Origin of the sequence: Clostridium rhizosphaerae (assembly GCF_016765585.1) — a bacterium.
GTDB classification, from domain to species: Bacteria; Bacillota; Clostridia; order Clostridiales; family Clostridiaceae; genus Clostridium_AT; species Clostridium_AT rhizosphaerae.
Genome location: NZ_JAESWC010000018.1, coordinates 317,095 through 329,686, shown reverse-complemented (window position 1 = coordinate 329,686; position 12,592 = coordinate 317,095). Strand labels below are relative to the sequence as shown.

General features: G+C 31.4%; 16 protein-coding genes and 1 riboswitch. Of the genes, 14 read left to right on the top strand and 2 right to left on the bottom strand.

What is annotated here, in order from left to right; translation table 11 throughout:
• Position 1 precedes the first annotated feature (1 nt).
• Entirely contained in the window at positions 2 to 526 is a 525-nt protein-coding gene (hpt, locus tag JK636_RS20410) for a hypoxanthine phosphoribosyltransferase (RefSeq protein ID WP_202750828.1), read from the bottom strand.
• 108 nt (positions 527 to 634) lie between these two features.
• Here hpt and hflX point away from each other — a divergent pair, with 108 nt between their 5' ends.
• From hflX to cbiM, 13 genes are all read left to right on the top strand, one after another.
• Complete coding sequence (gene hflX / locus JK636_RS20405; protein WP_202750827.1) at positions 635 to 2,419, top strand: GTPase HflX; 1,785 nt, start codon at positions 635 to 637, stop codon at positions 2,417 to 2,419.
• A gap of 21 nt (positions 2,420 to 2,440) precedes the next feature.
• Positions 2,441 to 2,665, top strand: coding sequence for a hypothetical protein (locus tag JK636_RS20400; RefSeq protein WP_202750826.1), 225 nt, complete (start codon positions 2,441 to 2,443; stop codon positions 2,663 to 2,665).
• A gap of 107 nt (positions 2,666 to 2,772) precedes the next feature.
• Positions 2,773 to 3,669, top strand: coding sequence for a nucleotidyltransferase domain-containing protein (locus tag JK636_RS20395; protein WP_202750825.1), 897 nt, complete (start codon positions 2,773 to 2,775; stop codon positions 3,667 to 3,669).
• A 68-nt stretch (positions 3,670 to 3,737) separates the two neighbouring features.
• Complete coding sequence (pdxR, locus tag JK636_RS20390; protein WP_202750824.1) at positions 3,738 to 5,147, top strand: MocR-like pyridoxine biosynthesis transcription factor PdxR; 1,410 nt, start codon at positions 3,738 to 3,740, stop codon at positions 5,145 to 5,147.
• Between the two features lie 7 nt (positions 5,148 to 5,154).
• The gene (locus JK636_RS20385; protein WP_202750823.1) at positions 5,155 to 5,811 is read left to right on the top strand and encodes a HEAT repeat domain-containing protein; all 657 of its coding nucleotides are present in this window, start codon (positions 5,155 to 5,157) and stop codon (positions 5,809 to 5,811) included.
• A 14-nt stretch (positions 5,812 to 5,825) separates the two neighbouring features.
• The gene (locus JK636_RS20380; RefSeq protein ID WP_202750822.1) at positions 5,826 to 6,473 is read left to right on the top strand and encodes a YigZ family protein; all 648 of its coding nucleotides are present in this window, start codon (positions 5,826 to 5,828) and stop codon (positions 6,471 to 6,473) included.
• Positions 6,474 to 6,603: 130 nt separating this feature from the next.
• The gene (locus JK636_RS20375) at positions 6,604 to 7,341 is read left to right on the top strand and encodes a YebC/PmpR family DNA-binding transcriptional regulator (RefSeq protein WP_202750821.1); all 738 of its coding nucleotides are present in this window, start codon (positions 6,604 to 6,606) and stop codon (positions 7,339 to 7,341) included.
• A 192-nt stretch (positions 7,342 to 7,533) separates the two neighbouring features.
• Positions 7,534 to 7,722 (top strand): hypothetical protein, encoded by a 189-nt coding sequence (locus JK636_RS20370; RefSeq protein ID WP_202750820.1) that lies wholly within the window; start codon positions 7,534 to 7,536, stop codon positions 7,720 to 7,722.
• Positions 7,723 to 7,989: 267 nt separating this feature from the next.
• Positions 7,990 to 8,145, top strand: coding sequence for a hypothetical protein (locus tag JK636_RS20365; RefSeq protein WP_202750819.1), 156 nt, complete (start codon positions 7,990 to 7,992; stop codon positions 8,143 to 8,145).
• Positions 8,146 to 8,267: 122 nt separating this feature from the next.
• A complete protein-coding gene (locus JK636_RS20360) occupies positions 8,268 to 8,429 on the top strand; it encodes a hypothetical protein (RefSeq protein ID WP_202750818.1) in 162 nt (53 codons plus the stop codon).
• 13 nt (positions 8,430 to 8,442) lie between these two features.
• Entirely contained in the window at positions 8,443 to 8,664 is a 222-nt protein-coding gene (locus JK636_RS20355; protein ID WP_202750817.1) for a hypothetical protein, read from the top strand.
• Between the two features lie 107 nt (positions 8,665 to 8,771).
• Positions 8,772 to 9,182 carry a hypothetical protein gene (locus JK636_RS20350; RefSeq protein ID WP_202750816.1) on the top strand — a complete coding sequence of 137 codons (411 nt, stop codon included), beginning with the start codon at positions 8,772 to 8,774 and terminating at the stop codon, positions 9,180 to 9,182.
• 215 nt (positions 9,183 to 9,397) lie between these two features.
• Positions 9,398 to 10,360, top strand: coding sequence for a cobalt transporter CbiM (gene cbiM, locus JK636_RS20345; protein WP_202750815.1), 963 nt, complete (start codon positions 9,398 to 9,400; stop codon positions 10,358 to 10,360).
• Here cbiM and JK636_RS20340 read toward each other — a convergent pair.
• Positions 10,357 to 10,776: a DUF3842 family protein gene (locus tag JK636_RS20340; protein ID WP_202750814.1), complete on the bottom strand. Its 420-nt coding sequence runs from the start codon at positions 10,774 to 10,776 to the stop codon at positions 10,357 to 10,359. The genes cbiM and JK636_RS20340 overlap by 4 nt on opposite strands.
• Positions 10,777 to 10,960: 184 nt before the next feature.
• Positions 10,961 to 11,062: riboswitch (purine riboswitch) on the top strand.
• Between the two features lie 99 nt (positions 11,063 to 11,161).
• On the opposite strand from JK636_RS20340, the gene JK636_RS20335 reads away from it, so the two are divergent.
• Positions 11,162 to 12,586 (top strand): NCS2 family permease, encoded by a 1,425-nt coding sequence (locus tag JK636_RS20335; protein WP_202750813.1) that lies wholly within the window; start codon positions 11,162 to 11,164, stop codon positions 12,584 to 12,586.
• Positions 12,587 to 12,592 lie beyond the last annotated feature (6 nt).

The window sequence follows — 12,592 nt, the reverse complement described above, 5'->3', positions numbered from 1 at the left end:
ATTAATCTTCCCAATTAAATACATAAGGAACATTTCTATAGTAGTCGCCATAATTTAATCCGTAACCAACAACGAATACATCAGCAATTTGAAAACAGCAGTAATCAGGTGTGATATCAACTTTTCTTCTATCAGGCTTATCTAAAAGAACACAGCAATTAACACTTCTTGCACCTAAAGACTTTACATGCTCAGCAACGAACTGCATTGTTATGCCAGTATCTACAATATCGTCAACTATTAAGACATCATAACCCTCGATATTATCAGGAATATCATTAATAACCTTAACACTGCCTGAGCTTTGCTCGCTGTGACCATAACTTGATGTTGTCATAAAACCGATCTTTGTAGGTACAGTAATATGTCTAACCAAATCAGCAGCAAAAATAAAGCTTCCTCTTAGAAGTGATAAAACATAAAGGTTTTTACCTTCATAATCATTTGAAATTTCAGCACCCAATTCACTAATTCTATTTTCTATTTGTTCCTTAGTTATGATAATATTTCTTTTTTTATTATCCATTGTAAGCCTCCAAATCGTAGATATTTACAATATTGTTTTAATAGTATAAAATTATATGAAAGTTGTCAAGTATATATATAGAAACAAAAAATAAATGGAGTTGATATAATGATATTTGGAAATATTGAGGGGATAAGAAATTCTGTATTAGATAAACTCGAAAGTCTCTATGATTTAAAAGTCGATAAACAAACTATTTTTCCTATAGATCTGTCTTCCGTATTGTGTGATGTTACTAATCAAATAGGTAGAGAAATCAGTGCTGCAATAGATAGAAAGGGAAGAGTTACAAGTATTGCAGTAGGAGATAGTACAACTGTGGATGTACCGCTTGTTGATATAAAAGAGAAAAAGCTTTCAGGAATTAGGATAATACATACTCATCCTAACGGAATATCTCAGCTTTCAGCATTGGATCTTTCAGCCTTATTAAAATTGAAGCTGGATTGTATAGTGGCAATAGCTGAAGAAAACGGAAAATGTAACGAAGCAACAGTAGGATTTTGTACCATAGAAAATGATATTCTAGTTTCGGAAAGTATCGGGCCTATGGCAATTGAAGAAGCTATAAAAGTAGACTTTTTAGATAAAGTAAACTATTTGGAAAGTCAGCTTAAATTAAGCAATATAGAAGAAGATAACAGCGAGAGAGCTATAATAGTTGGAATAGAAAGTGATGAAAGCTTAGAAGAACTTTCGGAGCTTGCAAGAGCTTGTGAAGTTAATGTAATTTATAAGGTTCTTCAGAAAAAAAGCAAAATGGATACTACTTTTTACGTTGGAAAAGGAAAGCTTGAAGAAATTGCTATGCTAAGGCAGGCTTTAAAGGCTAATTTAATAATTTTTGACGATGAGCTTACTGGTTCTCAGGTAAGAAATCTTGAAGAGCTTACTGGAGCAAAAGTAATAGACAGAACAACTTTAATATTAGATATTTTTGCCAAGAGAGCAAAAAGCAGAGAAGCTAAAATTCAAGTTGAACTTGCACAGTTAAAATATAGACTTCCAAGACTTATGGGGCTTGGGAGCGTACTTTCTAGAACTGGAGGAGGAATTGGAACAAGAGGTCCTGGAGAGAAGAAGCTTGAAGTTGACAGAAGGCATATAAAGGAAAGACTATACGACCTCAATAGCGAACTTCTAAAGATAAGAAAGCACAGAGAGACGCAAAGAGAAAGACGAAACGAGATTCCTAAGGTTTCACTGGTTGGGTATACTAACGCAGGAAAGTCTACACTCAGGAATAAACTTTGCGATATAGCTATGCCAAAGGATGCGGTAGTTAAGGAAAAAGTATTTGAGGCAGATATGCTTTTTGCTACACTTGATATAACTACAAGAGCCATAGTCTTGCTTGATAACAGACCTATAACACTTAGTGATACTGTTGGATTTGTAAGAAAACTCCCTCATGATCTCGTAGAAGCCTTTAAATCTACTTTAGAAGAAGTTGTTTATTCCGATTTGCTTCTGCACGTTGTAGACGCATCCTCTGAAAGCAGCCTTGAACAAATAGAGGCTGTAAATATGGTATTAAAAGAATTAGGAGCTATAGACAAACCTATTCTGATTCTTTTAAACAAGGTTGACAAAGCGAGTGAAGAGGATATTAATAAATTAAAAGAAAACCTAAAGAATATGAAGATAATAGAAATATCAGCAAGAGAAAATATAAATCTTGATGTTCTGCTTGATGAAGTTTCAAAAGCTCTCCCATATAGTTTAAGGAAGGCTCAATATTTAATTCCATATAGTGATCAGTCAGCTGCAGCATTTTTACATAGAAACTCAAAGGTTCTAGAGGAAGAGTTTAAAGAAGAAGGAACTTATATTTTAGCACAAGTTGATGATGAAGTTTTTAATAAATGTGAGAAATATTTAGCTAACGATTAGTCAATAACAGGAGGCTTTAATATGGAAGTAGTTTGTCCTAATTGTAATAAACTTGGTATTGAAAAATATATATGCAGTAGCTGTAGAGTAGAGATGACCGATCTAGGAAGAGCACAAGAAGTTTATCAAGATGATTATACTGCAAATATGCCTATAAATGATTCATCTGATTATTGTATCCATGTTTTTAAGTGCAATTCATGTCATAATAAAGAAAAGGTTCAAATAAAAAAAATATCTATATAATATTGAAAGCTTTTATTCATGTAACTAGGAAATGTATTGTTTTTATGTCAATTTATATTATAATTAATATAAGTTTTATATTTTAATTTTCATAAGGAGGGGTGTTTGTGGAAAGAACTATTATACAATACCAAAGAGCGTTTAACAGTATAATAGATAGGCTTAAGTCAAATGAAGCTGTTTTAGCTGTTATGGTATTTGGAAGTATGGTTACCGGAGATTTGTGGGATGAATCTGACATTGATTTGTTTGTAATACTAGATAAAAAAATAGCAAATATAAAAAATATATATACAGAGGAAAAGCAGGTACCTGTACATATAAAGCTTATGAGCAAGAACAAGTTTATACAGCTCTATGAAGAGGACTTAAGAGGAGGCTTCATGCATAGAATGTTTTCTTCCTCTAGATTGGTTTTTTCAAAGGATATGGAAATTACCATAAAGTATGATAGCGGAAGATATTACCCGGACTTAGATAGAGAGAGATGGAATATGGTGTACCTAGGCAAGGTTTTAAAAAGCATAGATATTTGTAAAAAATATCTTTCAAATGATGGTGTATATACTGCCTATGGAGCTGCTGTAAAATGTGTTGAGAATTACGCAAGGCTGCATGTTAACTATTCTGGATATATGATTAGTAAAGATGCTATGACAATGGCTATGAATTTAAATGATAATTTTAAACGATGTGTGGATGAATTGTTTTTTAACAAGCAGGATACTGCAAAAGCAATTAGTGCAGCAGTAGAATATATAGAAAGTTCTATAGATGACAATATAAGAAATACAGCTTCAATATTAGTAAATTATATGAGAGAAAAAGATTGTTTTCTAAGCACTGAGGATATAAAAAATGATAAATTATTTGTAAACTATGATATTGCCTTGGAAGACGTATTAAACAAACTTTGGGAGAAAAATATAATAAAAAAAGACAGCAGAGATTATAAAACTGAGGATGGTAAAGTTCTTTTTAAGGAAAATGTTTATTTTATATAAAATATCAGGGCTACTGGATAATCTAAAAGGTTATTCCAGTAGCTTAATTATTATTTTGAAGGTGAACCATGGATAAATATAGAATAGAGCTATATGAAAGCGATATCCCTAAATATGTTCAAATTGCAAAGCATATAAAGAGGCTTATTGATATAAATGAAGTTAATGACGGAGAGAGGCTGCCTTCCATAAGAATGCTTTCCAAGCTTTTAAATGTGAACAATGATACAATTATTAATGCATATAAGAAGCTTCAGACTGAAGGTTGTGCCGTGCAAAAGATAGGAAGTGGAACGTACGCCAAAAAAAAGGAAATAAATAAGAACTTTAAAAAGCAATACTCGGAAATTTTTAAAAAGATGTCTGCTGATGAAGCAAAAAATTATATAGATTTTACTGGAGAAAATGCCTGCAGTGATTTTTTTCCTGTTTCAAGTTTTAAAGGAGTCTTAAATGAAGTATTAGACAGGGATGGGGCAGAAGCGCTTGCGTATCAGGAAATGCTTGGATACATTGGACTAAGAGACAGTATTAATAAGTATTTTTGGGAAAGCAGTTTGAATAACGATAATATCTTAATAGTATCTGGAGCTCAACAGGGTATTGATATTGTTTCAAAAGCAATGATAAATGTAAATGATAATGTTATAGTAGAAAAACCTACCTACAGTGGAGCACTTTCAGTTTTTAAGGGCAGAAGAGCTAATATTTTTGAAGTTCCAGTAGAAGAGAATGGTATTGATATTGAAGTTTTTAAAAAAATTCTAAAGAAAAATAAAATAAAGTGCTTTTATTTGATGAGTTATTTTCAAAACCCTACTGGAGCAACCTACAGCATAGATAAAAAAAATGAAATATTACGGATTGCTGAAGAGTATGATTTTTATATAATTGAAGATGACTATTTATCTGAACTTATTTATGATACAAATATAGAATATAAGAGTTTTAAAACATTAGATGTTAATGACAGAGTAATTTATATAAAGAGTTTTTCAAAAATATTTTTGCCTGGGATAAGAATAGGATATTTAATTTGCCCTGAAAGATTTAAAGAAAGTATACAAAATTCTAAAATTGATACAGATATATCTACCTCAAGTCTTATGCAGCGAGCTCTTCATTTATATATAGAGAAGGGTTTTTGGAAAGAATATATAAATCATTTAAATATAATTTATAAAGATAGATATAATTTTATGAAAGAGCAGCTTAAAAATATTTTTCAGCAAAAGGTAGAATTTAATTTGCCAGGAGGAGGTCTTAATTTTTACATTAAGCTCTCTGACTCAATTGACTTAGACAGCATTAAGCTTTTTTATGAATGCAGAGAAAATAAAGTACTTCTTACACCAGGAGTTTTGTTTTATAAAAATATTAAAGATGGAGAAAGATTTTTTAGATTAGGTTTTTCAAAGGTTGATAATAATGAAATATATAAAGGTTTAAATATAATAAACAACCTGCTAAAAAGGTAGTGATATATTGGATAGAGGTTTAGTAAAAATAAATTGGAACGAACTAGATAATCTTACTGAAGAGGATATAACTTATTTTTTATCATTAGAAGGAAAAACTGTAGAGGCTATATGCAGAATAAGAAAAATGGATAGGGAAGAAGTTCAAAGGCAGATTATTGAAGGGAAAGTTAAATATCGTTTTTTGGCTAAAAGTAAAAATGAACAGGAATTATTTATGACTTTATGTAATGCAGGTAAACAGGATAAGCTTTCTTTGCTTTATGGCATTGATGATGAAAATAGAACAAAACTTTTGGAGTTTATAAGAAAAAAGTATTCAGAAATGAATTCAAAACATAAAGAAACTGCTATATGGATAATTGGGGAGTTAAAGGCTTCAAATTTTATAGATATACTAAATAAAGCCCTTGTTCACAAACATGTAAATATAAGAAGAATGTCGGTATCGGCTATGGGAAAACTTTCAGAAAAAGCCTGTGAAGTACCTCTTATAAGAGCATTAGAAGATGAAAATCCTCAAGTTGTTATGTATGCGGTTAAGGCTCTTTTGAAATTAAAAAGTGAAAGAGCACTTGAAAAAATAAAACAAATTTATAAATCCAGTGAAAAAGATTATTTAAGAAATGCCGCAGAAGAATTTATAAAAACCTTTGAAGCATAAAGGGGGAACGAAAAATGGCTTACCTTACAATAAAAGACGAAGCAAGCAGTGAATTTGAAGAGAAAAAGTCTATTTTTATTGGAAATGTAAGGAGAATATATAATGAGGATGAAGCTAAGAAATTTATAAATGAAATTAGAAGTAAACATCGAGAAGCCACTCATAATGTATATGCTTACATTATAGGAGAGAATATGGGCATTCAAAGATACAGCGATGATGGAGAGCCACAAGGCACAGCAGGGGTGCCTGTACTTGATGTTGTTAAAAAGAATTCAATCACAGATATAGTTGTAGTTGTAACAAGATATTTTGGAGGAACTCTGCTTGGAGCGGGGGGACTTGTCAGGGCTTATTCAAAAGGAGCTTCTGAAGCTATAAAAAAAGGAGGAATAGTTGAGAAGGTTAAAGGATGTGCTTTATATATAACTATTGATTATGATCAGCTGGGAAAAATTCAGTATATTTGTGGACAAAACTATTGGCATATTGAAGATACTGCTTATACTGATAAAGTAGTAGTAAAGCTTTACTGTGAGATTTCAAATGTTGAAAAAATTAAAAATAGCATAGTTGAAAGCACTTCAGGCAAAGCAATATTTACTGAAAGTGAAAAAGAATATTACTTTAAGCTTAATAACAGATTATTTGCGGAATGTTAGGAAATTTACATTGTTTTTCATAGTTGTGGCATTATTGATTTATATGGTATAATGTTGTGTGCATTTGTTTATAAATAAACAATATAAAAACCATAAATACATATATACGGTTAAATTAGGAGGAGATTTTATGTCAGGACATTCAAAATGGCATAACATACAAGCTAAAAAAGGTAAGGCTGATGCTAAAAGAGGTAAAATCTTTACAAAGATAGGTAAAGAGCTCATCATGGCAGCAAGGAATGGTTCTAGCCCGGATACAAACGCTAAACTTCGTGATGTTATAGCCAAAGCTAAAGCAAACAACATGCCTCAAGATACTATAACAAGAGCTATAAAGAAAGGGGCAGGAGAATTAGCTGGAGTAAATTATGAAGAAATAGTTTATGAAGGTTATGCTCCAGGAGGGGTTGCAGTTATAGTAAATGTTGTAACAGATAACAAAAACCGTTCTGCTGGAAACGTAAGACATGCTTATACTAAATACGGCGGAAATATGGGATCTTCTGGCTGCGTATCTTTCATGTTCCAGAAGAAGGGTGAATTAGTTATAGAAAAAACTGATGAACTTGATGAAGATGAAGTAATGATGATGGCTTTAGATGCTGGAGCAGAGGATTTTGCTTCAGAAGATGAAGTATTTGTTGTTACAACAACTCCAGAAGACTTTGGCACTGTAAGAGAAGCATTAGAGTCTAACGGAATTGAATTCCTTGAAGCTGATATAAAACTTATACCTGATATGTACACTGCTGTAGATGAAGAAACAGCTGTTAAAATCCAAAAGATGCTTGATGCTCTTGAGGAAGATGACGATGTTCAGGATGTTTACCACAATGCAGAGTTCCCAGAGGGCTTTGAAGAATAATATAAAATTCACTACACTTTGGCATGTACAGTAGGTTACATGCCGAAGTGTTTTTCTATTTAGAAGCAAAATTTTTTAAAAGCTGCTGCTGGGAACGTAAAGAATAAGTTGAAGTAATGTGGTTAAGATAGACTTGAATAAAACTATTGCGGCATATAAGGATAAAATTAAGAAGCAGAAGGAGGAAATACAATGCCAGATAATGATAATTTAGTTCCTGAGATGAGGGCATCCTTAGACAGGATGACTGAAAAAATGTCTGGAGAGTCAAAGGATGACTTAGCTAAGGACTATGAATATGCAGTTAAATCCAATAAAAATGTTTCAAAGCAGAATGAGAAAGAAAAGCAGGCAGTTGATGCCTACAGAAAAAACTTGTAACATAATTAATAACCATGTAACTAGAAAAGAATAAAATATACGCTAAAACACTCTTAGGATGTTTATAAAATCCTAGGAGTGTTTTTTCGTTCGACAAATTCAAAAAAATACACGAACAGATGTTTACTTTTTCAAAATATAATTATATAATAAGTTATACGAACTAATGTTCAGAACTGCTTTAAAGTTCTATATAATATTTTAGTAATAGATTTTTTGTATATGGAATATTATCTTATATAACCTATGAGAAGGAGATGTATTTATATGATAAGCAGCAGCTTAAAAGGAATAGCAATGAATACAAAGGAATTAAGGAAATTAGTAATGTTTTTTAAAGTTCAGGGAATTTCCCCAACCGTAAAGGAGCTATGTACAACAAACATATACATCGACGCATATAATCACAAAATAGCATCATAGGTACATATTTTATATAGTAAATTATTAAGAATTTAGGAGAGCATATAAGCTCTTTTTTTTTAGCTAAAAAAGAGAATAATACAGAATTTCAAGGATAAGCTATGGTTGAAAGGAGTGTTATCGTGAAAAATAATGATAAAAACAGAAAAACAGCTGAAAGAGGTCAATTTAAAAGCTTGAATCCTAAAGATGAGGTTGAAATTAATTCTATATATTATGGAAATGATGAGGGAATAGGGACTCAAATAGTTACTAATTATAATTACAAACCGGACAATGATTAATAAGAGGTGCAAAATGAATAAAGATAGAAATGCAAGAATAGATGATTTAAATAATTTTGAAGCTGTTGTTCAAAATGGCATAGCTCAAGCGGCAAATATAGGAACATTTGCTATGGGAGTTGATACTGTGACAGATTTTACGCAGATTAATCCAAATACTATGGAAGCTGATAATTATCAAAAAATAAAAGATGAACACACTGCAAATTTTCATGGAAAAATAATAGCCAAATGATTTATAAAAAATCTACTATAATTTAGAAATTTTTTCTTAATTGGTATATAAAGCGATAATTTGTAAACAATATCTATGTATAAGTTTTTAGAAAGAAGGTTTTATACATGGGACACCTTTATAATACCGAAGCGGATGAAGTTTCTATCGTGAAAATATTTGTTAAGAGCAGAACCAAAAACTTTGAAGATAAAGAATATGGATATTCTATTGATATAGAGTGTTGTGATGTATTCTTGACAGATTCTATAAAACAAGAGATAGAAAAATTAAGTGCTTTAGTGCTTAATTATGCACCAGAAATACAAATATATAGACACATTAAGGAACAACTGCCAATTATGGAGTTCAAAGCCAGCCAATGTATGCCAAAGGTTTATAAGGTTAATATATGTTCTAACTTTGAAGAATATTTAGTGAAAATAAAAAACTATAATGACATAGTAAGCTTAATAAGTAAATGCATTATTGAAAGAATAACATATTTATTTGGGGCGTTTTCCTTAGAAAACTATTAATAGAAAATAGAAATATCAAATATTTGTAATTGCTTTTATATTTAATAGGATATAACTAATATATATTGAATATATTTATATAAATTGTTATAATTTTATTAAACCACGAAGGTTTTATTAAGATGTGATAGTTTTATTAAGTGTTTTATACTGTTTACCACGAAGGTAGAGTTTAATAGCTCTACCTTTTTTATTTTAAAAATGGGGGAAGACAAATGCATATACCAGATAATTTTTTAAGTCCATCAACTTGCGCTGTCTTAGGAGCCGCAATGATTCCAGCTTGGAAAAAATCAATAATTAAAGTAAATAAAAACTTTAAGAAAAAAAAGCTGCCTCTTCTTGGGGTATGTGCTGCATTTTCATTTTTAATTATGATGTTTAATATACCTCTGCCAGGAGGAACTACGGGACATGCTGTAGGTGCCGTACTTGCGGCAATACTGATAGGTCCTTATGCAGCATCTATATCAATTACTACAGCATTGCTTATACAAGCCTTATTTTTTGGAGATGGGGGAATATTAGCTTTTGGAGCCAATTGTTTCAATATGGCGTTTATTATGCCGTTTTCAGGATATTTGATTTATAAATATGTAAGTGATAGATTTAATAGTAAGAAAGGTAAACTTGCAGCAGTTTTTGCAGCAAGCTATATAGGTGTTAATTTAGCGGCTTTAGCGGCTGCAATTGAGTTTGGGATTCAACCTTTGCTTTTTAAAGACTCAGCTGGATTGCCATTATATTGTCCTTATGGATTAAAAGTATCTATACCTGCTATGATGATACCTCATTTATTAGTAGTAGGAGTATTAGAAGGAATTATAACATTGGGAATATACAGCTATATTAAGAAGGTTTCTCCAGACAGCATATACGAAGGTGAAAAAATAAAATTAAAACCAATATATAATTTAATAATCGGACTTGTATTATTATCACCCATAGGACTTTTAGCTTCAGGAACTGCTTGGGGAGAATGGGGCACTGATGAAATAAAAGACATATTAGGATTTATACCGAAAGGAATGCAAAATGGCTTTAATTTTAATGCAATTATGCCAGATTACAATTTGCGAGGAGTAAATGAAATTTTAGGATATGTAGTCTCTGCAGCAGCAGGGATTCTAATAATATTTTTATTATTGAAGCTGGTGAAAAAAATGTCAAGAAATTAATTCTTGGCATTTTTTATATCGTAAATAATCTCATTAAGTATATCTTTTATTTCTAAGCTTGTGGTTCCAGGTATGTAAAAGCCATGTTTTCTTAAAGGTATTATATATTTTGTGCATTCCTTTTTAAAAACAGCTTCTGAAAGGTTAGGTGTAACTTCATTATTTAAACCACCAGTACATAAAATACCTATAGGTGCAATCAAGCAGCTTATATCATTCTTATCTATGTAATTAGTTATATACTCATCACCAAAATATGATGAGTTAGCACCAGCTTTTAGCATAGCTTTTGCGGCATGGGAATTTGTTCCGAGAGAAGTAATATTTATTTCATTAGAGAACTCAGTTCTTAATTTACTAATTATTGATTTTCCAAGTCCGCCGCCTTGACCATCAATTACAACTATATTAAGCAAAGTAAAATCCCCCTTATATTTTTATAAATACATATAGAGTATAGCTGTTATTATTTAGTTTTTAAAGTTAAAATTAAAGTTTTATGATTTGAATGTATAATTTAATCAAAATTAGCGTAGAAAGCAGATATGCAAATTGAAAATATTGTTGACTTTTGTAGAATGAGATGATAATATTTACCCATAGAAAATTGAATATCCCATCCATATATTCTCGATAATAGGGTTCGAGAGTTTCTACACAAAGGCCGTAAATCTTTGGACTATGGGTGAATCCTTAGTAGCCTCATTATTTTTATTTTAGAATTTCATTTCCGCTATTGGATTTACACATAGTCCAGTAGGGGATTTTTGTTTTTAAAATACAAAAAATGGAGGACAACCAATGAATCGTGATAACACTAAGGATACAAAAAAGTCATTATTTGAGAGAATTTTTAAACTCTCAGAGAATAATACTAATTTAAAAACTGAAATATTAGCTGGTATAACTACTTTCATAACTGTAGCTTATATTATTTTTGTTAACCCCAATATATTAAGATTTGCGGGTATGAATCTTAATGGAGTTAAAGGAGATGCTGCAGCAGCCTTTAATGCCCTTAATGATCCAATAGTTGCTTCTGTGTTTACAGCTACATGCATATCAGCAGCAATTGGTACTTTTATAATGGCTTTATATGCAAATCTTCCTTTTGTACTAGCACCAGGAATGGGACTTAATGCTTTCTTTACTTTTAGTGTTTGTATAACATTAAAGTACAGCTGGCAGCAGGCACTTGCGGCGGTATTTATATCTGGAATTCTATTTATTATAATAACAGTAACATCAATAAGAGAGAAAATAGTAAATGCACTGCCGCATAATTTGAAGCTTGCAATTTCAGGAGGAATAGGATTATTTATAGCTCTTATAGGGCTTAAAAGCGGTGGTATTATTGTTGCAAATCCAGATACACTTGTGTCTTTTGGTAACTTTACTAATGTAAGAGTTCTTTTAACTATAATAGGAATAACAATAACAGCAATTTTAATGGCTAGAGGAATTAAAGGAGCTATGCTTTTAGGAATACTGTTAACTACGATAATAGGAATACCTATGGGAATCACAAATCTCTCAGGCGTAAAGATTTTAAGTGCTCCACCATCTATAGCTCCAACCTTATTTCACTTAGATTTCAAAGGATTGTTAGGTCATGGAGGTGTTGGAGTTGTGGGGGCGCTGAGCAGTGTCCTAATGGTTATTATAACTTTTAGCTTGGTAGATTTATTTGACACTATAGGGGCACTAGTTGGAACAGCACAAAAGGCAAATATGCTAGAACCTGATGGTAAGGTTAAAAACATGCACAAAGCAATGCTTTCCGATGCAGTTGCAACTACTTTTGGTTCATTGCTCGGAACCAGCACCTTAGTAACTTGTGTTGAATCTACAGCAGGTATTACTGAAGGAGGAAGAACTGGACTGACTTCCTTTACTGTTGGAATTTTATTTGTTCTTTCCTTATTCTTCAGTGGAATTGTAGGGATTGTTCCACCAGAGGCAACAGCACCAGCATTAGTTATTGTTGGAGCATTAATGCTTGGAGCAATTAAAGAAATAGACTTTAGCGATTTTACTGAAGCACTGCCAGTTTTCTTTACAATAGCAATTATGCCTTTTAGCTACAGTATAGCAAATGGAATAGCATCAGGTATAATATTCTATCCAATAGTAAAATTAGCGACAGGAAAACGTAAGGAAGTACACCCTATTATATATATATTGGCAGCTTTGTTTATTCTAAGATTTATACTTCTTCCTCACTAAAGCTTT

Excerpts from the sequence above, each read along its gene's own strand:
- hpt (WP_202750828.1), bottom strand. The coding sequence starts at position 526 with ATGGATAATAAAAAAAGAAATATTATCATAACTAAGGAACAAATAGAA.
- hflX (WP_202750827.1), top strand. The coding sequence starts at position 635 with ATGATATTTGGAAATATTGAGGGGATAAGAAATTCTGTATTAGATAAA.
- JK636_RS20400 (WP_202750826.1), top strand. The coding sequence starts at position 2,441 with ATGGAAGTAGTTTGTCCTAATTGTAATAAACTTGGTATTGAAAAATAT.
- pdxR (WP_202750824.1), top strand. The coding sequence starts at position 3,738 with ATGGATAAATATAGAATAGAGCTATATGAAAGCGATATCCCTAAATAT.
- JK636_RS20380 (WP_202750822.1), top strand. The coding sequence starts at position 5,826 with ATGGCTTACCTTACAATAAAAGACGAAGCAAGCAGTGAATTTGAAGAG.
- JK636_RS20375 (WP_202750821.1), top strand. The coding sequence starts at position 6,604 with ATGTCAGGACATTCAAAATGGCATAACATACAAGCTAAAAAAGGTAAG.
- JK636_RS20370 (WP_202750820.1), top strand. The coding sequence starts at position 7,534 with ATGCCAGATAATGATAATTTAGTTCCTGAGATGAGGGCATCCTTAGAC.
- JK636_RS20365 (WP_202750819.1), top strand. The coding sequence starts at position 7,990 with ATGATAAGCAGCAGCTTAAAAGGAATAGCAATGAATACAAAGGAATTA.
- JK636_RS20355 (WP_202750817.1), top strand. The coding sequence starts at position 8,443 with ATGAATAAAGATAGAAATGCAAGAATAGATGATTTAAATAATTTTGAA.
- JK636_RS20350 (WP_202750816.1), top strand. The coding sequence starts at position 8,772 with ATGGGACACCTTTATAATACCGAAGCGGATGAAGTTTCTATCGTGAAA.
- cbiM (WP_202750815.1), top strand. The coding sequence starts at position 9,398 with ATGCATATACCAGATAATTTTTTAAGTCCATCAACTTGCGCTGTCTTA.
- JK636_RS20335 (WP_202750813.1), top strand. The coding sequence starts at position 11,162 with ATGAATCGTGATAACACTAAGGATACAAAAAAGTCATTATTTGAGAGA.